This is a genomic window from Streptomyces sp. NPDC002104 (assembly GCF_053593795.1).
In genome coordinates this window covers 76,072-97,293 of the sequence record NZ_JBSFDF010000004.1, presented here as the reverse complement: position 1 = coordinate 97,293, position 21,222 = coordinate 76,072, and the positions used below count along the sequence as shown (strand labels likewise).

Here is a 21,222-nt window from a genome sequence, read left to right as displayed (position 1 = left end):
CCTCTCGTCGCGACCGGCTGGTCAGCCGGTCATCTCGCATCTGGGCTGCGGCGCTCCGGCTTCGGCTTCTGCTCCGGCTTCTGCTTCTGCTTCTGCTTCTGCTTCGGCGAGCTGGTTCGCGAGCTGGTCGCGCACCTCGCCGAGGCGGCCGATCAGTCCGTCCAGTTCGACGAGCTTGCGCCGGTAGACGGCCAGCGAGGCCGGGCAGGAGTCGCCGGACGGGTGCCCGGCGCGCAGGCACTCCACGAACGGGCGGGTCTCCTCCAGCTCGAAGCCGAAGTCCTGGAGCGTGCGGATCTGGCGGAGCAGCCGCAGGTCTTCCTCGTCGTAGGTGCGGTGGCCGTTGCCGTCGCGCCGGGCGGGCAGCAGTCCCCGGGACTCGTAGTACCGGCACGTCCGGGTGCTGGTGCCCGCACGTGCGGCCAGTTCGCCGATTCGCATGGCCCCGACGGTAGTCCTTGACGTCGGCGTCAAGGCAAGGAGACGTCGGGGAGGGGTGCGGGGAGGGGTGCGGGGAGGCCCTCGCCACCCCCGTGAGCGAGGGCCTCCGCCTCATGGAGCACGGAGCGGCCGGATGGCCGGTTCGGAGCGGTTCGTTCGTGTGAGAGGGATCACGCACGGGGGTATCGCTCCGGGCGGCCGGAAACGTACGCTAGGAAGTGGATCACCGATCGCTCCGATTACCGGACAGTCGCAGGGAAAACCGTCCAAAGCCCTTAACTCCATAGGACGTTCCTACGAGTTATGGGCTTGTTTGTTTGGTCTGTAGTCGCCGTGGCTCGGCCACTCCTACGGTGTGCCATGTGCACTCCAGCCCCCCCTTCAATGCCCCCGCCGCGCGTCGTCTCCGCGCGGCCCTGGGCATGGCTCCCGGTCATGTCGCCTATGGCCTGCGAGCCCAGTACGGACTGATCGTCACGCCCGAGACCGTGATGGCATGGGAGCGTGGCGAGATTTCACCCACCTCCGCCGAGCTCACCGCCCTGGCCGGCGTGCTCTGGTGTTCCCCCGGTGAGCTGCTCGCCGAGCCCGTCACCCTCAGGGAGCACCGCATCGCCCGGGGTCTGGCCCCCGAGGACCTGGCCCGCCGGGTCGGGGTGGAGGCGGGTGCGTACCAGAAGATGGAGGACACCGGCCGCTGGAAGGGCAACGAGCGCCAGTCCGCCGCGCTGGCGACGGCGCTGGGGCTGACCCTGGCCCAGTTCGTGACGGCGACCGGCAAGCACGAGGAGCTGGCCGAGCTGCTGCGCAGCGCGGTGACCACGCGCTGGCAGGCGTACGTGAAGCCGCTGACCAAGCTGCTTCCGGTGCCCAAGGCGCACCTGGAGCGGGTACTGGAGCGGCTGCACGGCGAGTACCAGACGCGGATGGTGGCGACCCTGAGCTGGGGCGGCGGCGGGGGCGAGGCCGGCAGCGGCGATTCGGGACGTGAGTACCTCACCGACATCGTGGAGCGGTTCTGGGGCCTCGCCGGGGGTGCGGCGTAGGACACATTTCGCCCGCGGGCTCCCTACGGGAAAGGCCCCGACCGCGTCCACACGGGGACGGGATCGGGGCCTTTCGGCGCTCGAAGTCGGGGCGGTGGTCCCGCCCCCGGGGGCCGGCCGGCCGCTGCGCGCGGACCCCTGAGGGGTGGGGCGCGGGGGCCGTCCGGCGGCGGATCCGGGACGGAGGTCCCGGCCGGTGCGTCAGAAGACGGACTCGGCCTCGTACATGCGGTCCTCGGGGACGGTCTTCAGCTCGGTGACGGCGTCGGCCAGCGGGGCCATGACGATGTCGGTGCCGCGCAGGGCGGTCATGTTGCCGAAGTCGCCGCGGTGGACGCCCTCGACGGCGTGCCAGCCGAAGCGGGTCGCCAGGACGCGGTCGTAGGCGGTGGGGGTGCCGCCGCGCTGGACGTGGCCGAGGATGACGGGGCGGGCTTCCTTGCCCAGGCGCCGCTCCAGCTCGACCGCGAGGCGGTTGCCGATGCCGGCGAAGCGCTCGTGCCCGTACTGGTCGATCGCGCCCTTCTCGTACGGCATGGAGCCCTCGCCGGGGTGCGCGCCTTCGGCCACGCAGATGACGGCGAACTTCTTGCCGCGGGCGAATCGTTCCTCCACCATCTTGACCAGGGCGTCCACCTCGAAGGGGCGCTCCGGCAGGCAGATGCCGTGGGCGCCGCCGGCCATGCCGGACTCCAGGGCGATCCAGCCCGCGTGCCGGCCCATGACCTCGACGACCATGACGCGCTGGTGCGATTCGGCGGTGGTCTTGAGGCGGTCGATGGCCTCCGTGGCGACCATGACGGCGGTGTCGAAGCCGAAGGTGCGGTCGGTGGAGGAGATGTCGTTGTCGATGGTCTTCGGCACGCCGACGACCGGCATGCCGGCGTCCGACAGCATCCGGGCGGCCGTCAGGGTGCCCTCGCCGCCGATCGGGATCAGGGCGTCGATGCCGTAGCGCTTCGCCAGCTCGGCGGCGTTCTCGGCCGCTTCGTGGAGGCGGGCGCGCTCCATGCGGGCCGATCCGAGGATCGTGCCGCCGCGGGCGAGGATGCCGCTGACCGCGTTGATGTCGAGGGGGCGGTAGTTGCCGTCGAGGAGGCCCTTGAAGCCGTCCTCGAAGCCGATGACCTCGTCCCCGTGCCCGACCACGGCACGGTGTACGACCGACCGGATGACAGCGTTCAGGCCCGGACAGTCGCCGCCTGCGGTGAGAACTCCGATACGCATCGTGCTGTGTCTCCTGCTCCTGGTCCGACCTGGCTGTTCGCGTGCGGGCGTCCAGCCGACCGACGTACATATGAGGTGCCGTATGAGGTGCCGTGTGAAGGGCGTAATGGTGAAGCCTGTCCGATTGTTCCACGGGCTTCGGGGGAAGCGCGCTCCGTGGGACTCCGCCCGCGGGGTGCCCCGGGGGCCTTTCGGCCCCCTCGGGCAGGCCCTTGTCCCGGCGGGCGACCTACGGAATCACAGGGGTATTGTCAAGAGGTCAAGCCCACATTAACTGGGACAACCGACTCGAATTGGGACGGAGAGCACGCGTGACGCGCAGCGTGTACGTGACGGGTATCGAGCGGGGGGACGGCCGCCAGGTCGTCGAGCTGGGCATCATGGAGCTCCTGACCCGCCAGACTGGCCGGGTGGGCGTGTACCGCCCCCTGCTGCACGACGGGCCCGACCGGCTGTTCGACCTCCTCAAGGGCCGGTACCGGATCGAGCAGGACGCCGCGACGGCGTACGGCATGGAGTACCACGAGGCCTCCGCCATCCTGGCCGAGAAGGGCACCGACGAACTGGTCTCCCAGCTCGTGGGCCGCTACCAGAAGGTGGCGCGCGGCTACGAGGTCATGCTGGTCCTCGGCACCGACTACGCCGACACCAACCTCCCGGACGAGCTGGCCCTCAACGCCCGCCTCGCCAACGAGCTCGGCGCGCTGGTCATCCCCGTCGTGGGCGGCACCAAGCACCCCGCCGAGGCCGTGCGCGCCGAGACCCGCAACGCGTACCGCGCGTACGAGGCCCTGGGCTGCCACGTGGGCGCGATGGTCGTCAACCGGGTGGCCGCCGAGGACCGCGAGGTGATAGCCGAGCGGCTCGCCGCCCGGCTCCCCGTGCCCTGCTACGTCCTGCCGGACGACAAGCACCTGTCCGCCCCGACGGTCGCCCAGATCACCCAGGCGCTCGGCGGCGAGGTGCTCCTCGGCGACGAGGCCGGACTGGCCCGCGACGCCGTGGACTTCGTCTTCGGCGGGGCCATGCTGCCGAACTTCCTCAACGCCCTGACCCCCGGCTGCCTGGTCGTCACCCCCGGGGACCGCTCCGACCTGGTCATCGGCGCGCTCGCCGCGCACACCTCCGGCACCCCGCCGATCGCCGGTGTGCTGCTGACGCTGAACGAGCGCCCGGGCAAGGACATCCTGACGCTGGCCTCCAAGCTGGCTCCGGGCACCCCGGTGGTGTCGGTGGCGGGCAACAGCTTCCCGACGGCCGCCGAACTCTTCTCGCTGCAGAGCCGGCTGAACTCCGCGACCCCGCGCAAGCTGGAGACCGCGCTCGGCCTGTTCGAACGCCACGTGGACACCGCCGAGCTGCGCGAGGTGCTGTCGGTGGCCCGCTCGGAGCGGGTCACGCCGATGATGTTCGAGAACCAGCTGCTGGAGCAGGCCCGCGCCGAGCGCCGCCGGGTGGTCCTCCCCGAGGGCACCGAGGAGCGCGTGCTGCGCGCCGCGGACGTGGTGCTGCGCCGCGGCGTCTGCGACCTCACCCTGCTGGGCGAGGAGCAGGCGATCCTGAAGAAGGCCGCGGACCTGGGCATCGACATCTCGGCCGCCCAGCTCATCGACCCGGCCACCTCCCCGCTGCGGGAGCGGTTCGCCGAGTACTACGCCAAGGCCCGCGCCCACAAGGGCATGACGGTCGAGCTGGCCCACGACGTGGTCACCGACGTCAACTACTTCGGCACCCTGATGGTCCAGGAGGGCCTCGCCGACGGCATGGTCTCCGGCTCGGTGCACTCCACCGCCGCCACCATCCGCCCGGCCTTCGAGATCATCAAGACCAAGCCCGACGCGTCCATCGTCTCCTCGGTCTTCTTCATGTGCCTGGCCGACAAGGTCCTCGCGTACGGCGACTGCGCCGTGAACCCGGACCCCAACGCCGAGCAGCTCGCGGACATCGCCGTCCAGTCGGCCACCACCGCCGCCGCGTTCGGCCTGGAGCCGCGGATCGCGATGCTCTCGTACTCCACCGGCACCTCCGGTTCGGGCGCGGACGTGGACAAGGTCCGCAAGGCCACCGAGATCGTCCGCGAGCAGCGTCCCGACCTGCTGATCGAGGGGCCGATCCAGTACGACGCCGCCGTGGAGCCCTCGGTCGCCGCGACCAAGCTGCCCGAGTCCGAGGTGGCCGGCCGCGCGACGGTGCTGATCTTCCCCGACCTGAACACCGGCAACAACACGTACAAGGCCGTGCAGCGCTCGGCCGGCGCCGTGGCGGTCGGTCCGGTCCTGCAGGGTCTGCGCAAGCCCGTGAACGACCTCTCGCGCGGCGCCCTGGTCCAGGACATCGTCACCACCGTGGCCATCACCGCGATCCAGGCGCAGTCCCGCCCCGTGGCCGGCTGACCCCGCCCCCGCCGAGTCCCCCACCCCGAAGGAAAGACCCCCATCGTGACCGCATCGCGCGTACTCGTCCTGAACTCCGGCTCCTCGTCGGTCAAGTACCAGCTGCTCGACATGGCGGACTCCTCCCGCCTGGCGGTCGGCCTCGTGGAGCGCATCGGCGAGGAGACCTCCAGGCTCACGCACGAGCCGCTGACCGGCCCCGGCGCCGACGGCGGCAAGCGCGTGCAGAACGGCCCGATCCCGGACCACGCGGCCGCGCTGCGGGCCGTCTCGGCGGAGCTCGCCGCCGACGGGCTGGGGCTGGACTCGCCCGAGCTGGCCGCCGTGGGCCACCGGGTGGTGCACGGCGGGACCAAGTTCACGCACCCGACGCTGATCGACGACGCCGTGCTGGCCGAGATCCGCGCCCTGATCCCGCTCGCCCCGCTGCACAACCCGGCGAACGTGACCGGCATCGAGGTGGCGCGCGAGCTGCGCCCCGACCTGCCGCAGGTCGCCGTCTTCGACACGGCCTTCCACTCGACCATGCCGGAGCACGTGGCGCGGTACGCGATCGACACCGCCACGGCCGACAAGTACTCCATCCGGCGGTACGGGTTCCACGGCACCTCCCACGCCTACGTCGCCCGGGCGACGGCGAAGCTCCTCGGCAAGGCCGAGGAGGACGTGAACGTGATCGTGCTCCACCTGGGCAACGGCGCCTCGGCCTCGGCCGTGCACGGCGGGGTCTGCGTGGAGACCTCCATGGGTCTGACCCCGCTGGAGGGCCTGGTCATGGGTACCCGTTCGGGCGATCTGGACCCGGCGGTCGTCTTCCACCTGGCCCGGGTCGGCGGCATGTCCGTCGACGAGATCGACTCGCTGCTCAACAAGAAGAGCGGTCTGCTGGGTCTGTGCGGCGACAACGACATGCGCGAGGTGCAGCGGCGGGCGGCGGAGGGCGACGCCTCCGCACGGCTGGCGCTGGCCTCGTACATCCACCGTCTGAAGAAGTACATCGGCGCCTATTCGGCGGTCCTCGGCCGGGTGGACGCGGTCGCCTTCACGGCGGGCGTGGGCGAGAACTCGTCCGGGATCCGGGAGATGGCCCTGGCCGGTCTGGCCGAACTGGGCCTGGCGCTCGACCTGGAGGCCAACTCGGTACGGTCCCCCGAGCCGCGCCTGGTGTCCGCGGAATACGCGCGGGTGGCCGTGGCCGTGGTCCCGACGGACGAGGAACTGGAGATCGCCAGCCAGACGTACGCGCTGGTTACCGGGTAGTCACTTTGGACTTTCCGCCAGACGGAATATTCCGCTACGAAACAAACCGATAGGATCCGCTCCATGCGCCGTTCCAAAATCGTCTGCACGCTGGGCCCCGCCGTCGACTCTTACGAGCAGCTGAAAGCTCTCGTAGAGGCCGGTATGAACGTGGCCCGATTCAACTTCAGCCACGGCTCCCAGGCAGAACACCAGGAGCGGTACGACCGCGTCCGGAAGGTCTCCGAGGACACCGGGCGCGCCGTCGGCGTCCTCGCCGACCTCCAGGGCCCGAAGATCCGCCTGGAGACCTTCGCCGAGGGTCCCGTCGAGCTCGTCCGCGGTGACGAGTTCACCATCACCACCGAAGACGTCCCGGGTGACAAGTCGATCTGCGGCACGACCTACAAGGGTCTGCCGGGCGACGTCTCCAAGGGCGACCAGGTCCTGATCAACGACGGCAACGTCGAGCTCCGGGTGACCGAGGTCGAGGGCCCCCGGGTCAAGACCATCGTCATCGAGGGCGGTGTCATCTCGGACCACAAGGGCATCAACCTGCCGGGTGCCGCCGTCAACGTCCCCGCCCTGTCGGAGAAGGACGTCGACGACCTCCGCTTCGCCCTGCGGATGGGCTGCGACATGGTCGCCCTCTCCTTCGTGCGTGACGCCAACGACGTCAAGGACGTCCACAAGGTCATGGACGAGGAGGGCCGCCGGGTCCCCGTCATCGCCAAGGTCGAGAAGCCGCAGGCCGTCGCCAACATGGAGAGCGTCGTCGACGCCTTCGACGCGGTCATGGTCGCCCGTGGCGACCTGGCCGTCGAGTACCCGCTCGAGAAGGTCCCGATGGTGCAGAAGCGCCTCGTGGAGATGTGCCGCCGCAACGCCAAGCCGGTGATCGTCGCGACCCAGATGATGGAGTCGATGATCACCAACTCGCGCCCGACGCGCGCGGAGGCCTCCGACGTCGCCAACGCGATCCTCGACGGCGCGGACGCGGTCATGCTGTCCGCCGAGTCCTCGGTCGGCGCCTACCCGATCGAGACCGTCAAGACGATGTCGAAGATCGTCGAGGCGGCCGAGGAGGAGCTCCTGTCCAAGGGCCTGCAGCCGCTGGTCCCGGGCAAGAAGCCCCGTACCCAGGGCGGTTCCGTCGCCCGCGCGGCCTGCGAGATCGCGGACTTCCTGGACGGCAAGGCCCTGGTCGCCTTCACCCACTCCGGTGACACCGCCCGCCGCCTGTCGCGCTACCGCGCGAACCAGCCGATCCTGGCCTTCACCACCGACGTCAACACCCGCAACCAGCTCACGCTGAGCTGGGGCGTCGAGTCCTACGTGGTCCCCCACGTGGACAACACCGACTCCATGGTCGACCTGGTGGACGTGGAGATGCTCAAGCTCCAGCGCTACAACAACGGCGACACGATGATCATCACCGCCGGCTCGCCCCCCGGTGTCCCCGGCACCACCAACATGGTCCGGGTCCACCACCTGGGCGGCGGCGCCCGCGACTGATCCCGCACCCGCCGTACCGCTCCACCAGCAGGACCTCTGCCGCACAGAGACCGAGGGCGGCACCCCGATCCGATGAGGATCCGGGTGCCGCCCTCGGTGCGTCCGGCCGCGCGAGGCCGTACGTGTCTACTCCGCCGGGCCGATGTAGTTCTTGAGGCCCGGGACGGTCAGGGTGCCGCCGAACTGGCCGGCCTGGACGACCTTGACGTTCGTGAAGAACGCGAAGGGGACGTTCAGGGGCGGCGGGCTCTTCGGGGTGAACTCGATCGGGATCAGACCGAAGAGGTTGCCCTTGAGGCTCTCGGTGTACATCGTCACCTTGGCCCCGCGGATCTTCGAGGTGGACCCGGGACGGGACTTCAGGTGGGCGATGTTCTTGCCGGCGCCGACCGTCTGGTAGAGGTCCTTGATGTCCAGCGAGTCCGCGGTGAACTTCAGGACGGTCTTGATCTTGCCGCTCGCCGTCTTCACCTCGGCGATGCCCTCGTAGTCGAGGCCGTAGAGGGTCAGCAGCGAACTGTCCAGGTACCAGGGCTCGTCCGGGAGCAGCGGGATGCCCGGCTCCAGTTCGGCCTCGGCCAGGGCCTTGGCGTCGTAGGTCGGGCAGGGGAAGGGTTCCTTCCCGTTCTTGCCCTTGCCCTTGTCCTTCGGGCCCTCCGTCGCCGTTTCGGGCTCCGGCTTCGGCTTGGCCTTCGCGCCCGTCTCGTCCTTCGGGGTCGCCTTGGTGCCCTTGACCTCGTCGGAGAGCTCCGAGACGGTGGCGCCGGCCTGCCGGGCCGCGTCACGGATCGCGTCCGCGGAGGGGTCCGGCGCGGGCGCGGCCGTCTTGGCCGCGGACGGCTTGGTCGCGGACGGGGCCGGCTTGGCCGTGGTGCCCGTGAGCGGCTTGCCGAGCTCGTCGACCAGCCCCTTGATCGCGTCGCCGACGCCGAGCGGGTCCAGCGGGTTCGCCTGCTTGGCCGCGGTGCCCGCCACCGGCATGAGGCCCGGCTTCTCGGCGGGCTTCTCCGCGGTTCTCGCCACCGGCTTGGTGGCCGACGGGCTGGCGCCCGGCGAGGGCACCGCGGTGGGCGACTTGCCCGGTGCGGGAGTCGTCTTGGGGGACTTCGGATCCTTGGAAGGCGTCTTCGCCGACGGGGAGGCCGATTCCGCGGGCTCGTCGGACCGCGTCACGCACGGTCCGGGCGCGAAGGGGATCTCCTTGTCGTCGGCCACGGCCAGCTTCGGCGCCATGCTCATGCCGACGAACACCGCGGTCGGCATGGCGGCCAGCGCCATCGTCTTGCCGACGGGTATCTGGATCTTGGTCAGCAGCGACTTCCTGGGCGCCGCGTGGCGCGGGCCCTTCCTTTCACGGGACTCCGCACCCGGAGCCTCGCCCCGTTGCGTTTGTTCACCCCGCACTGTTCCTCCCGCCATCGGCGTGGGCAGTCGTCTCGCTCGCGTATGCCGTCGTTTCCGTCCCGCGCTGTCCCGGGAAGGCCTGGGGGATCGTCTGCTGCGTCTCCTGCGGCAGCGGGCCCCCCGCGTCCTTGGCGAAGTCCACGGGCTGTGCCTGCACGGCCTGCGGCTGCACGGCCTGTGGCTGCACGGCCTCGACCGGCCCGCCCGGCACCCAGGCCAGCGCGAGGGCGCCGCCGACCAGCGCGAGGATGAACCCGACGCCGAAGCCACCGAGGTTCGACACCGGCAGGGACACCAGCGCCAGCAGGATCGCGGCGACTCCGGCGAAGATCCGGATGCCCTGCTGGAACCAGAGCGCCAGACCCAGGGTGAACAGCAGGACGCCGATGATCAGTGAGCCGGCGCCGGCCGTCGTCGCCATCGCGAAGGTGACGTTGCCGAGGCGGACGTCCGCGTACGGGATGTAGCCGATCGGGATGCCACCGAGCAGGGTGACCAGACCGGCCCAGAAGGGGCGGCGACCGCTCCAGGCGTGGAAGTAGTAGTACGCCACAGTGAGCCAGGCGTCGTCTTCGGCGCGCACGTAAACCGGGGCCTGGGGGTTCATGGACAACAGCTCCCTGGAAACGGGTGGTACGGAGAACGATGTGGAGCCCGGACGGGCCGACGGCGACGGTGGCCGTCGCCCCCGGCCCGTCCGGTCAGGAATCCGGACGGACTACTTCTCGTCCGGGTAGCACGGCTTGTCGCCGCCGAACAGGCGCAGGTTGAGGTCGGGCAGGGTGAAGGTACCCGCCGTCGTCGCCCAGGCCTTCTGGCGCACCTTCGTCAGCGTGGCCGTCTTGGCGCGCTGCGAGAACAGGGCGCCGTCCGCCAGCGTGCCCTCCTTCGGCTTGGTGGCGTGCGTGCCGTCACCAGCCGCGACACCGATGTCGAGGTCGCCCAGAACGGCGTCCGCGTCGAGCTCGGCGACGTCGAGGTAGATGTTCTTCGCAACGGCGGGCGAGCCCTTGTGGCCCGTCCTCAGCTGCATGGTGATGTTGCCGAGCGGGGTCGCCGTCACCAGCGACTGGCACATGTTGGTGATCTTGGCTTCCTTGAAGCCGGAGATGATCACCGGGTGGTAGGACTTCTTGTCCGACCCGATGGTCGCGCCCTGCGCCACGCTGCCGTACTGGATCATGTCGGTGCCTTCGAGCGAGTCGGCACTGACCTTGAAGTCCTGGCCGGACACGCTGAAGGACGCCGCGAGGGCACCCTGCGCCAGGCCCACCCCGACCGCCGCCGTGGCGGCGATGCTCGGCACCATGACGAGCGCGAAGCGCTTCCATCTGGTCCCGCCACGAATCTGGGAAATCATGTTCGTTCCTCCTTCTCGGACGTACATCTCCGGTCCGGGCGGTGCCCGTCCTGGGATGGGAGAAGTGCTACGTCCTCGGGAAGGAGCGCGAGCGGCCGAGCCGCGGCCATGCCGCGTCCGTACACCGGCGTTCACCCCCGAGCGACAACCACTTGGCCACGCGTTCGCGCAACCTGGGGGGACAGGCCCCGCCGTGTGACGGAGACCCCCCTGTCCCACGGCCGGTGCCACTGCCACCGGCCGGCCCGGTGGGGACCCTCCACCGCGGCTCCGGGTGAGCGGCTCTGCGGGAAGGACCGGGCGTCGCCGATCGTGGTCCATTCACGAGCGGGGCACAAGGGGGTTCGTTACTGGCGGGTAACGGCCAGATAACCTGAGGGAGTCCTGCCCCTGCCGGGCCGCAACACAGGGTGTCACCAAGGGCCACGACAGAAGGGGGGAAAAGTGAACACACCGGATAGTTCACGGGGTTCGATTTACTGCGAGTAACAGCGGCCGCAATTACCAAGTTTTAGTAAAGTGCGGCCGCTGTTTGTCTCCGTGTCAACAAATTACCGGCGATGTGCCGGTGTCGTGCGGGTCCCGTGCGGATCCCGTGCCGGTGCTAGAACAGCACCCGCGCGAGGGCCGTACGGGCCGAGGTGACCAGCGGGCTGTCCGAGCCCACCACTTCGAACATCTCCAGCAGTCGCACGCGCACCGCGTCCCGGTCGTCACCGAACGTCACCTTCACGGTGTCGACCAGCCGGCCGAAGGCGTCCGCCACGTGACCGCCGGCCAGATCCAGGTCGGCCGCCGCGATCTGCGCCGCCGGGTCCTTCGGGTTCTCGGCCGCCGCGGCACGCACCGCCTGCGGGTTCATGTCCTTGACCCGGACGAAGAGTTCGGCCTGGGCCAGGCCCATCTTGGCGTCGCTGTTGGACGGATCGGCCGCCAGGACGGTCCGGTAGGCGCGCACCGCCCCGTCCAGGTCGTCGGCGTCCAGCGCCTCGATCGCCTCGTCGAGCAGCGCGTCGTACGGACCGGCCGGCTCCTCGGCCTCCTCCGCGCCCGCGCCCGGGGCGGCGGCGCCCTCGGCGGCGGGGTCCACCTCGACGCCGATGACCCCGAAGCGCTCCTCGGCGATCTGGACCAGCTGGGCCAGGACCCCGCGGACCTCGCCCTCGGAGGCGAAGTCCTGGAACAGGGGCATCGCCTGTCCGGCGACCACGGCGAAGACGGCCGGAAGCGCCTGGATGCGGAACTCGCGGATCAGGTTCTGGTTGGCGGCGACGTCGAGCGCGGCCAGCGCGAGGCGGCCGTTCGCCTCGATGGTGAGCCGCTCCAGCAGCAGGCTCAGCTCCCGCCCCTGCTCGAAGCCCTCGGCGCGGAAGTCGAGGATGACCGGAACCTCGCCCGAGAGCGGGACGACGTGGCTCTCGAAGCGGGTCTCGTCGGTGTCGAAGACCAGCGCGGACGGCGGAACGGCCCCGGCGGGCGCGGGCGCACCGCCCTGAGCGGCCTTCCGGGCCGCCTCGGCGCGGGCCTGCTCGGCCTTGGCCTTGGCCTCACCGGCCGCCTTCACCGCGGCGAGGTCGACGACGCCGCTCATGGACATGTTTCTGGGCTGCATGCGTACATCCTCCCCCGAGTGCGCGCGCCGACGAAAAAGATCGGCCGAAACGGACCGATCGCGGTCCTGCCGTGTTGTGCGTGCCCTGCTGTGGCGCCGGGTCCCCACCTGGCGCCGGTAGCTCTTCGCGTGGTTGCCGCTCTTACGCTACGAGTCGTAGCGTAACTCGCCGGACCCACCCGCGGGCCGTGATCTGAACCACACGTCCCGGGGGCCGATCGGCCCACCTACCGGCGGGTATGGTCTCGGCCATGCGCAACCCCAGCTCGGACACCACCTGCCCGCCCGGCCGCACCGGACGCCCGCGCAGCGCCGCGGCAGACGCCGCGATCCTCGCCGCCACCCGGGACGCGCTGGTGGAGCTGGGCTGGTCGAAGCTGACGATGGGGGACGTCTCGGCGCGGGCCGGGGTCGCGAAGACCACCCTCTACCGGCGCTGGTCGGGCAAGAACGAACTGGTCGTGGACGCCGTCGCGGAGCTCTTCGACTCCCTCGAACTCCCCGACCGGGGCTCGCTCGAAGCCGACATCGAGTACGTGGTGCTCGAGTTCGCGGCGCTGCTGCGGCGCCCGGAGGCCCGTACCGCCCTGATGGCGGTCGTCGCCGAGTCCACCCGGGACGAGGCCCTGAGGGACCGGATCCGGTCGGCGATCGTGGACCGGCAGAAACGTCTCGTCGTACTGGGGCGCGAACGCGCGCAGGCCCGGGGCGAACTCCCCTACGAGGAGGACGCGTCCCTCGCGGCCCACACCACGGACCTGATCTTCGACGTGATCGCGGGCACGGTGGTGCACCGTGCGCTGGTGAGTTCCGAGCCGGTGGACGAGCTGTGGGTGGCCACCTTCACGGCGCTGCTCATGCACGGCCTCCAGGGCTCCGCCGACGGCCCTTCCGGCCCCGCACCGGCGGTGTGAGCACCGCGGGCCTGCCGCCGTCCGACAGGGGCAGGAAATCCGCGCACCAGGCCGGGGCCGACGCGGTCAGCGCGTCCGAGCGCGGGTTGTGGCCCGGCCAGGGCCCCGGCCGCCCCGGCCAGTCGGCCCAGCGCAGGCTGTCGGCCTCCTCCGGGGGCAGCAGCCCGGAGGCCACCAGGGCCGCCCGGCCCGCTTCGAGCCCGGCGAGCCGGTAGCCGTACTCGGAGCCGTTCACCTCGTGGACGAGGGCGTCGGTGAGCAGCACCGAGGCCGCCACCCCGTCGAGGCCGCGCACGATGCCCGCCCGCACGCAGGAGGCGTACACCTCGGGCAGCCGGCGCGCGGCCGGCACGGCGTCCAGGACTTCCGTGAGCCCGTCCCGGCCGGGCGGCTCGAAGTCGGCGGCGATGTACGCGAACGGCCCGCAGTGGGCCTGCATGAGCACGCGGACGGTCACCCCGCGCACGGGGACGGGAAGGTGGCGGCCTGTCATGGCCGCCACCTTAGGCGGCGCGGGCGACGGGCCGTCAGAAGCCCGGCGGCTCCGTGTAGGTGCCCCACTCGTCGCGCAGCAGGTCGCAGATCTCGCCCATCGTGGCCTCGGCGCGCACCGCGTCCAGCATCGCCGGGATCATGTTCGACCCGTCGCGGGCGGCGGCCAGCATGGCGTCCAGCGCCGCCTTCACCTTCGCGTCGTCCCGGCGGGCCTTGCGCTCCGCGAGCTCGCGGACCTGTACGCGCTCCACCTCGTGGCTGACCCGCAGGATCTCCAGGTCCCCGGTGACGGAGCCGTGGTGGACGTTGACGCCGACGACGCGCTTGTCGCCCTTCTCCACCGAGCGCTGGTACTGGAAGGCCGACTCGGCGATCTCCCCGGTGAACCAGCCGTCCTCGATGCCCCGCAGGATGCCCGAGGTGATCGGGCCGATCGGGTGCTGCCCGTTCGGGTGGGCGCGCAGCCCGCGCTCCTTGATCTGCTCGAAGATCTTCTCGGCGTCGGCCTCGATGCGGTCGGTGAGCTGCTCCACGAACCAGGAGCCGCCCAGCGGGTCGGCCACGTTGGCCACGCCCGTCTCCTCCATCAGCACCTGCTGCGTGCGCAGGGCGATCTCGGCGGCCTGCTCGCTCGGCAGCGCGAGGGTCTCGTCGAGGGCGTTGGTGTGGAGGGAGTTGGTGCCGCCGAGGACGGCCGCGAGGGCTTCCACGGCGGTGCGCACGACGTTGTTGTAGGGCTGCTGGGCGGTGAGGGAGACCCCGGCGGTCTGGGTGTGGAAGCGCAGCCACATCGCCTTCTCGGACTTCGCCCCGTACACCTCCTTCATCCAGCGGGCCCAGATGCGGCGGGCGGCGCGGAACTTGGCGATCTCCTCGAAGAAGTCGAGGTGCGCGTCGAAGAAGAAGGAGAGCCCGGACGCGAAGTGGTCCACGTCGAGCCCGCGCGAGAGGCCCAGCTCCACGTACCCGAACCCGTCGGCGAGGGTGTACGCGAGCTCCTGCGCGGCCGTGGCCCCGGCCTCGCGGATGTGGTAGCCGGAGACGGAGAGCGGCTTGTAGGCGGGGATGCCGTTCGCGCAGTACTCCATGAGGTCGCCGATGAGGCGCAGGTGCGGCTCGGGTTCGAAGAGCCACTCCTTCTGGGCGATGTACTCCTTGAAGATGTCGGTCTGGAGCGTCCCGTTCAGGACGGACGGGTCGACGCCCTGCCGCTCGGCGGCCACCAGGTACATGCAGAAGGCGGGGACGGCGGGGCCGCTGATCGTCATCGAGGTGGTGACGTCGCCGAGCGGGATGTCCTTGAAGAGGATCTCCATGTCGGCGGCGGAGTCGATGGCCACCCCGCAGTGGCCGACCTCGCCGAGCGCGCGGGGGTCGTCGGAGTCGCGGCCCATCAGGGTGGGCATGTCGAAGGCGACGGAGAGCCCGCCGCCGCCGGCGGCCAGGATCATCTTGTAGCGCTCGTTGGTCTGCTCGGCGTTGCCGAAGCCGGCGAACTGGCGGATGGTCCAGGTCCGCCCCCGGTATCCGGTGGCGTGCAGCCCGCGGGTGTACGGGTACTCCCCCGGCCAGCCGATGCGCTCGAAGCCCTCGTACGAGTCTCCGGGCCGCGGGCCGTAGACGGGGTCGACGGGATCGCCGGAGAGCGTGGTGAAATCGGCCTCGCGCGTGCGGGCCTTGTCGTACCGGGCCTGCCAGCGACGGCGGCCTTCCTCAATGGCGTCAGCGTCCATACCTCTGAATTTACTAGGACGTCCTAGTAAATGTCGATGGCCAACCCCCGGGGAGTCGCCCCGGGGGCAGGTGGATCAACGCCGATGGACCAACGCGGGTCAGGCGCGGGCGGTGGCCGGGTCGCCGGCGACGAGGGGCTCGACCTCGGCGCGGACCTTGCGCTCCACGAAGAAAGCGGCGAGCGGAATGGTGCCGGAGACCAGGACCCACAGGAGCTTGCCGAACGGCCACTTGGCCTTGGAGCCCAGGTCGAAGGCGAACACCAGGTAGATCATGAACAGCACACCGTGCGCCTGCGAGACCGCGAAGGTCAGGTCGGCGCCGGTGTCGAAGCCGTACTTCGCCACCATGCAGGAGCAGAGGATCAGGAGCATGACCGCGGTCACGTAGGCCATGACGCGGTAGCGGGTCAGCACGCTTCGTTTCATGCCGTCGAGCCTAGCCGTCCGGTTTGCACGATCTTGACGGGGGCCGGGTCGGCGGCCCGGGTCAGCCGGAGCCGGGCGCCGGGGCGGCCCGCCGCGCCTCGCGCGCCGGCAGCCGGGACCAGGGCGCCCCGGGGGCGCCGGACTCCGGGCGCAGCCCCAGCTCGCGGAGCTGGTTGACGGCCGACATGGCGGTGAACAGCGCGTTCGGGTTGGCCCCGCCGATGCCCAGGGCGGCCATGGCCCGCGCGTACCCGGCGGTGAATCCGGCCGGGTCGACCCGGGCGCCCTCCCCGGCCAGCCCGAGCGACGCCTCCGCCAGGGCGGCGGCCTGCTCCAGCAGCCCCTCCAGGTGCGCCACCGCTTCGGCGCCGCGGCGGGACACGGGCCTTCGCACGCGTCGCCGGACCCGCGGCCCTGCCCGACCCCGCGACGACCGCGGCCCGGGTGGTCTCCCTCTTCCGGCCGATGCGCCCCTTCGGCGCGACGACCCGGACCTACGAGGAACGCCCGCCGCAGCGGATCGGGACAGGCCCGCTCCGCTTCACCGGCTGGACCGTCGCCGACGGCGCGGTCCGCGTGCTGCGCAGCCAGGGCCACTGCGCCGGGCACGTGATCGTGCACCTGCCGGGCCCCGGTGTCCTGCACCTGTCCGACGAGGACAACGGGCCCTGCGGCGCCATGGCGGACGCCGACCAGCTCAAGATCCAGACCGTGCTGGGCTCCGCCGCCCTGCTCTTCGAGGCGGGAGGAGCGGCGTTCCTCACCGACGGGCACGGTCCAGCGGGTCCCGCATCTGGTCGAGGTCGGGGGCGGGGACCCAGTGCTCGGCCGGTACGCCCAGCCCGTCGGCCAGATCGTTGTTGCCGACGTGGTCGAGGTGGCCGTGCGTGGTGAGCACCAGGGCCCGGGACCAGGGGCCGACCCGGGCGGCCGCTTCCCGCAGCGCCGCGCGGAAGGCCTCCGTGACGCCGGTGTCCACCAGCACCAGCGTGGCGCCGGCCCGGTGCACCAGGGCGTTGGCGACGTCGGGCTGCCCGCGGCCGAGGTCCAGGCCCTGCCCGAGGACCAGTACGGTCCGGTCGTCGATCTCGATCAGGTCACCGAGCGCCGTCATCGGCCCTCCCGTGGTCCGGATACGGGGCCCACCCCTGCCGAGCGTACGCCTCAGCCGGCGGTCACTTCTCCTCGAAGTCGGCCGCGGCCACCCGGAGCGGGCGCAGGAGGGCGAAGATCTCCCCGCACTCCTCGGCGTCGTAGGCGCCCAGCCCGAAGTCGATCTCCATCAGCGCCTTCGTGGCCGCCTCGACCACCTCGCGGCCCTTGTCCGTGATCGACGCGAGCGTGCCGCGCCCGTCGTTCGGGTTCGGGCGCCGGGCGACGAGACCGGACTTCACCAGCCGGTCCACGGTGTTCGTCACCGACGTCGGGTGCACCATCAGCCGCTCGCCGATCTTCGACATCGGCAGTTCCCCGGCTTTGGAGAAGGTCAGCAGCACGAGCGCCTCGTAGCGCGCGAAGGTCAGTCCGTACGGCTTGACGACCGCGTCGACCTCACCGAGCAGGATCTGGTGCGCCCTCATGATCGAGGTGATCGCGGCCATCGAGGGCACCGGACCCCAGCGCTGCTGCCAGAGTTCGTCGGCGCGGGCGATGGGATCGAAGGGAAGGCTGAGCGGCTTCGGCACGCATCAGACCCTACCGGGCGGTCATTTGGCGGCGGGATCCGTCTCACGCCTCGGCCCGTCCGTCCGGCGCACCTCGGCCAGCAGCAGCAGGACGACCCCGGTTCCCAGCACCGCGGCCGACGCGACGACCACGTGCACGGGCAGGAACTCCGCCGCCACCCCGGCGAGCGCCATGCCGACGCCCTGAAGGGTCATCAGACCGGTGCTGAGCAGCGTCATCGCCCGGCCGCGCAGCTCCTCGGGCACCGCGTCGACGAACCACTGGTCGAGCCCCAGGGTGTACGCGTGGGCCGCGCCGGCCAGGACGAGCGCGGCCAGCAGGAGCGGCGGGCCGGGCCGGACGGCGTAGGCGAGCAGCGGCAGCAGGGACAGCGCCGCGAGCGGCGCCGTGATCCGCGAACGCGTTCGGGCGGTGAGCGCCGACCCCGCCCACACCTCCCCGGCGATGGCGCCGGCGGGCATCGCGCACATCAGCAGCCCCAGCCCGGCGGTGGAGATGCCGAGACCGCTCGCGTACGGGGTCAGCAGGGCTTCGGGCACGACCACGAAGAGCGGCGGCAGCCAGGACAGCAGGATCAGGGCCCGCAGCCGGCGGTGGCCCAGGACGGCGCGCAGCCCCGCGACCGGGGAGACCCGCGCACCGGTGCCCGCGGACCGGGCGGGCCGGGCCCGGGTGCCCAGGCGCAGCAGGGCCGCGGAGCCGAGGAAACCGGCGGCCGTGAGGAGGATCGCGCCGCGCGGGGCGAGCACGGTGAGCAGCAGACCGCCGAGGCCGAAGCCGATGAGCTGGGCGCTCTGCGCCACCATGCGCAGCAGCGAGCGGCCCAGTACGTACGCCTCGCCCGCGCCGAGGACGTCGGCGAGGGAGGCGCTGCGGGTGCCCTGGAACAGCGGCGCGACGAAGGCCATCGCGCAGCGCAGGACGAGGAGCAGCGCGACCGGGGTGCCGGGCGCGGCCATGGCCGCCGCGCAGGCCGCGCAGACGAGGTCGCAGCCGACGAGCACGCGGCGGGCGGGGAACCGGTCGGCGAGCGGCGCGAGGAGGGTGCCGCCGAGGGCGTGGGGCAGGAAGCCGAGGGCGAAGGTGAGCGCGCTCATCAGGGGGGAGCCGGTGGCGCGGTAGACGAGGACGGTGAGGGAGATCTCGGCGACGACGATGCCGAGCACGGACAGCAGGTGCGCGGCGAACACCGGCCGGAACTCCGCGACCCGGAAGACGGCGCGGTAGCCGGCGTCCTGTGGCGCGGGAGCCCGCCCGGGCGGCCCGGCGGCGGGATGCGGCCCGGGCACGGGTGGGGGCCCGGGCACGGGATGCGGCCCGGTCACGGGAGGGGGCCCGGTCACGGGAGGGGGCCCGGGCACGGGATGCGGCCCGGGCACGGGAGGGGGCTCGGCGGCGGGTGCGCCCTGGTTGGCGGTGGTCATACGGTGCACCCTGACGGCGCCTAGGCTGGGGAACCAGAGATTCGGCCCCACCCGAATCACCCGTCCCGCTCCCGGAGGGACCCGTGCCCTTCCACTTTCGCTTCGGCGCCGCCGACCTGCTGCGCTGCCGGTTCTCGATCTCGCCCCGCTGGGAGACCCAGGAGGCGGTACGGGTCCTGCTGGACCGGCGCCGCCACGCCTACCACCTGCCCTGGCTCCGCGGGATCCGCACCGCGGCCGCCGGGCTGGACCTGCGGCCGCTGTGGCTTCTGATGCCGCGCGCGGGGCACAATCCGGACTTCCTCAGCCCGCCGCCGACGGGGCCCTCGGTCACCTTCGAGGAGGAGCTCGCGCGGGTACGGGCCGCCGATCCGCAGGCGGCCCGGGAGGACCTGCGGCGTTCCCTGGTGTGCACCCCGGGCGCGCTGGAGAGCGCGGCCGGGCAGCGGATGCTCGCGGATCCGGAGCGGGCGGTCCAGGAGCTCGCCGACCTCTACGAGCAGGCCTGGCGGGCGCTGGTCGCCCCGCACTGGCCCCGGCTGCGGGCCCTGCTGGAGGCGGACGTCCTGTTCCACTCCCGGCGGCTGGCCGCGGGCGGGCTGGAGGCCCTCTTCGACGGGCTCCACCCGGATCTGGGCTGGTCGGGCAAGACCCTCACCATCGCCCGCCGGGGCCACCACGACCGCACCCTCGACGGGCAGGGGCTGCTCCTGATGCCGAGCGCCTTCGTCTGGCCGGAGGTGGTGGGCGGCTACGACCCGCCGTGGCAGCCGACCCTGGTGTACCCGGCCCGCGGCATCGGCGCGCTGTGGACGGCCCCCGCCGGCCCGGCCCCCCAGGCCCTGGCCCGTCTCCTGGGCCGCGCCCGCGCGGACGTCCTGTGCGCCCTCACCGAGCCGGCCTCGACCACCGCCCTGGCCCACCGCCTGTCCCTGGCCCCCTCCACGGTCTCCTCCCACCTGAAGACCCTCCAGCAGGCCGGCCTCCTCATCCCCTCTCGCCACGGCCACCGGATCCTCTACGAACGCACCCCGCTGGCGATCGCCCTGACGGGGGCCGATTCCAGCCCCTCCGGCGCGTGAGGAGCTGGGGTCCGGGCAGCGCCCGGGGAACGGTGGAAGGGCGGGGAGGGGGTAGGGGACAGCACCGCGCGGCGCCACTCCCGCCGACCCCCACCCGGCCGCACGCGGCGGTGTCGCACCCCGCCCCAACTGCCCGTCATGTCACGATGACCCGGTTCGCAGCCCACCCCCTTCGCCCCGAGGAAGCCGGATGCCAGGCCGCCGCCCCCGTAGACGCCCCGTCACCCTCCTCACCCTGACGCTCGCCCTCGCGGCGACCGCCGCGTGCAGCCCCGCCCCCGCCGCCCAGCCGGAATCCGCCCCGCCGCACCACCCGGCCGGGGTCGGCCTGGTCGACGACTCGCCGTTCTGGGTGGACCCGCAGAGCGACGCCGCCCGCCAGGTCGCCGCCTGGGAGGCGCAGGGCCGCAACGGCGACGCCCAGGTGCTGCGCCGCATCGCCGACCGGCCGATGGCCCTGTGGGGTCCGGCCGGCGACCCCGGCCCGGAGATCCGCCGGGCCGGGGCGAGCGCCCGTAAGGCGGGCCGCACCCTGGTCCTCGTCGCGTACAACATCCCGTACCGGGACTGCGGGCAGCACTCGGCGGGCGGCGCCAAGGACGCCGCCGCCTACCGGAGCTGGATCGGCGCCTTCGCCGACAACATCGCCGACACCAACGCCCTGGTCGTACTGGAACCGGACGCGGTCCCGCACCTCGTGGACGGCTGCACCGGGGCCGGCCACCGCGACGAGCGGCTCCAGCTCCTCTCCGAGGCCGTCGACCGGCTCAAGCGCAACAAGAACACCAAGGTCTACCTGGACGCCGGCAATCCGGCCTGGATCCCGGACCAGCGCAAGCTCGTCGATCCGCTCTACAAGGCAGGGCTCGACCACGCCGACGGCTTCGCCCTCAACGTCTCCAACTTCCAGCCCAGCGCGGCCGGCCGGGCGTACGGCGCCGCCCTCGCCAAGGCCACCAAGGGCAAGCACTTCGTCATCGACACCAGCCGCAACGGCGACGGCCCGCTCCCGGGCGACCGCGACCAGGCCTGGTGCAACCCGCCGGGCCGGGCCCTGGGCACGCCCCCGACCGCGGGTACGGGTGACCCGCTCGTGGACGCGTACCTCTGGGTCAAGCGCCCCGGCGAATCGGACGGCAGCTGCCGCGGCGGCCCCCCGGCCGGGAAGTGGTGGCCGGACTACGCGCTGGGCCTGGCCCGCCGCGCCACTGACTGAAAGGGC

Annotated in this window: 20 protein-coding genes; 7 read left to right on the top strand and 13 right to left on the bottom strand. The window is 72.0% G+C overall.

Going from position 1 to position 21,222, the window contains the following annotated elements; genetic code table 11:
- Nucleotides 1-21 precede the first annotated feature (21 nt).
- Entirely contained in the window at nt 22-441 is a 420-nt protein-coding gene (locus tag ACWCP2_RS05290; RefSeq protein WP_450907223.1) for a MerR family transcriptional regulator, read from the bottom strand.
- Between the two features lie 422 nt (nt 442-863).
- On the opposite strand from ACWCP2_RS05290, the gene ACWCP2_RS05285 reads away from it, so the two are divergent.
- Entirely contained in the window at nt 864-1,487 is a 624-nt protein-coding gene (locus tag ACWCP2_RS05285; RefSeq protein WP_450907371.1) for a helix-turn-helix domain-containing protein, read from the top strand.
- A gap of 201 nt (nt 1,488-1,688) precedes the next feature.
- Here ACWCP2_RS05285 and ACWCP2_RS05280 read toward each other — a convergent pair whose 3' ends face one another.
- Entirely contained in the window at nt 1,689-2,714 is a 1,026-nt protein-coding gene (locus ACWCP2_RS05280) for an ATP-dependent 6-phosphofructokinase (RefSeq protein ID WP_327304473.1), read from the bottom strand.
- A 311-nt stretch (nt 2,715-3,025) separates the two neighbouring features.
- Between ACWCP2_RS05280 and pta the strand changes: the two genes are divergently transcribed.
- The 3 genes from pta to pyk all read left to right on the top strand — a co-directional run bounded on the left by pta (nt 3,026) and on the right by pyk (nt 7,861).
- Nucleotides 3,026-5,107, top strand: a complete 2,082-nt coding sequence (pta, locus tag ACWCP2_RS05275; RefSeq protein ID WP_450907222.1) for a phosphate acetyltransferase — start codon at nt 3,026-3,028, stop codon at nt 5,105-5,107.
- Nucleotides 5,108-5,152: 45 nt separating this feature from the next.
- Complete coding sequence (locus tag ACWCP2_RS05270; protein WP_450907221.1) at nt 5,153-6,367, top strand: acetate kinase; 1,215 nt, start codon at nt 5,153-5,155, stop codon at nt 6,365-6,367.
- A gap of 63 nt (nt 6,368-6,430) precedes the next feature.
- Nucleotides 6,431-7,861 (top strand): pyruvate kinase, encoded by a 1,431-nt coding sequence (gene pyk, locus ACWCP2_RS05265; RefSeq protein WP_450907220.1) that lies wholly within the window; start codon nt 6,431-6,433, stop codon nt 7,859-7,861.
- 126 nt (nt 7,862-7,987) lie between these two features.
- Here the strand turns inward: pyk and ACWCP2_RS05260 are convergent, their stop codons facing one another.
- The 4 genes from ACWCP2_RS05260 to ACWCP2_RS05245 all read right to left on the bottom strand — a co-directional run bounded on the left by ACWCP2_RS05260 (nt 7,988) and on the right by ACWCP2_RS05245 (nt 12,237).
- A complete protein-coding gene (locus ACWCP2_RS05260) occupies nt 7,988-9,265 on the bottom strand; it encodes a hypothetical protein (protein WP_450907219.1) in 1,278 nt (425 codons plus the stop codon).
- Nucleotides 9,255-9,872, bottom strand: a complete 618-nt coding sequence (locus ACWCP2_RS05255) for a DUF6114 domain-containing protein (protein ID WP_450907218.1) — start codon at nt 9,870-9,872, stop codon at nt 9,255-9,257. The genes ACWCP2_RS05260 and ACWCP2_RS05255 overlap by 11 nt, the downstream gene beginning before the upstream one ends.
- A gap of 111 nt (nt 9,873-9,983) precedes the next feature.
- Entirely contained in the window at nt 9,984-10,625 is a 642-nt protein-coding gene (locus ACWCP2_RS05250) for a DUF6230 family protein (protein ID WP_450907217.1), read from the bottom strand.
- 604 nt (nt 10,626-11,229) lie between these two features.
- Nucleotides 11,230-12,237, bottom strand: coding sequence for a tetratricopeptide repeat protein (locus ACWCP2_RS05245; protein ID WP_450907216.1), 1,008 nt, complete (start codon nt 12,235-12,237; stop codon nt 11,230-11,232).
- A gap of 251 nt (nt 12,238-12,488) precedes the next feature.
- Here ACWCP2_RS05245 and ACWCP2_RS05240 point away from each other — a divergent pair, with 251 nt between their 5' ends.
- The gene (locus ACWCP2_RS05240) at nt 12,489-13,151 is read left to right on the top strand and encodes a TetR/AcrR family transcriptional regulator (protein ID WP_450907215.1); all 663 of its coding nucleotides are present in this window, start codon (nt 12,489-12,491) and stop codon (nt 13,149-13,151) included.
- Here ACWCP2_RS05240 and ACWCP2_RS05235 read toward each other — a convergent pair.
- From ACWCP2_RS05235 to ACWCP2_RS05205, 7 genes are all read right to left on the bottom strand, one after another.
- Nucleotides 13,093-13,644 carry a hypothetical protein gene (locus ACWCP2_RS05235; RefSeq protein ID WP_450907214.1) on the bottom strand — a complete coding sequence of 184 codons (552 nt, stop codon included), beginning with the start codon at nt 13,642-13,644 and terminating at the stop codon, nt 13,093-13,095. The genes ACWCP2_RS05240 and ACWCP2_RS05235 overlap by 59 nt on opposite strands.
- Nucleotides 13,645-13,678: 34 nt before the next feature.
- The gene (locus tag ACWCP2_RS05230) at nt 13,679-15,379 is read right to left on the bottom strand and encodes an acyl-CoA mutase large subunit family protein (protein ID WP_450907213.1); all 1,701 of its coding nucleotides are present in this window, start codon (nt 15,377-15,379) and stop codon (nt 13,679-13,681) included.
- A 99-nt stretch (nt 15,380-15,478) separates the two neighbouring features.
- On the bottom strand, nt 15,479-15,808 hold the full coding sequence (locus ACWCP2_RS05225; RefSeq protein WP_450907212.1) for a DUF3817 domain-containing protein: 330 nt from the start codon (nt 15,806-15,808) through the stop codon (nt 15,479-15,481).
- 61 nt (nt 15,809-15,869) lie between these two features.
- Nucleotides 15,870-16,202 carry a hypothetical protein gene (locus ACWCP2_RS05220; RefSeq protein WP_450907211.1) on the bottom strand — a complete coding sequence of 111 codons (333 nt, stop codon included), beginning with the start codon at nt 16,200-16,202 and terminating at the stop codon, nt 15,870-15,872.
- 366 nt (nt 16,203-16,568) lie between these two features.
- Nucleotides 16,569-16,922 (bottom strand): MBL fold metallo-hydrolase, encoded by a 354-nt coding sequence (locus ACWCP2_RS05215; protein ID WP_450907210.1) that lies wholly within the window; start codon nt 16,920-16,922, stop codon nt 16,569-16,571.
- A 61-nt stretch (nt 16,923-16,983) separates the two neighbouring features.
- Nucleotides 16,984-17,493, bottom strand: coding sequence for a MarR family winged helix-turn-helix transcriptional regulator (locus tag ACWCP2_RS05210; RefSeq protein ID WP_450907209.1), 510 nt, complete (start codon nt 17,491-17,493; stop codon nt 16,984-16,986).
- Nucleotides 17,494-17,514: 21 nt separating this feature from the next.
- Nucleotides 17,515-18,918, bottom strand: coding sequence for an MFS transporter (locus ACWCP2_RS05205; RefSeq protein WP_450907208.1), 1,404 nt, complete (start codon nt 18,916-18,918; stop codon nt 17,515-17,517).
- Between the two features lie 83 nt (nt 18,919-19,001).
- On the opposite strand from ACWCP2_RS05205, the gene ACWCP2_RS05200 reads away from it, so the two are divergent.
- Nucleotides 19,002-20,000: a DUF5937 family protein gene (locus ACWCP2_RS05200; RefSeq protein WP_450907207.1), complete on the top strand. Its 999-nt coding sequence runs from the start codon at nt 19,002-19,004 to the stop codon at nt 19,998-20,000.
- Nucleotides 20,001-20,190: 190 nt separating this feature from the next.
- Nucleotides 20,191-21,216 carry a glycoside hydrolase family 6 protein gene (locus ACWCP2_RS05195; protein WP_450907206.1) on the top strand — a complete coding sequence of 342 codons (1,026 nt, stop codon included), beginning with the start codon at nt 20,191-20,193 and terminating at the stop codon, nt 21,214-21,216.
- Nucleotides 21,217-21,222: the final 6 nt, after the last annotated feature.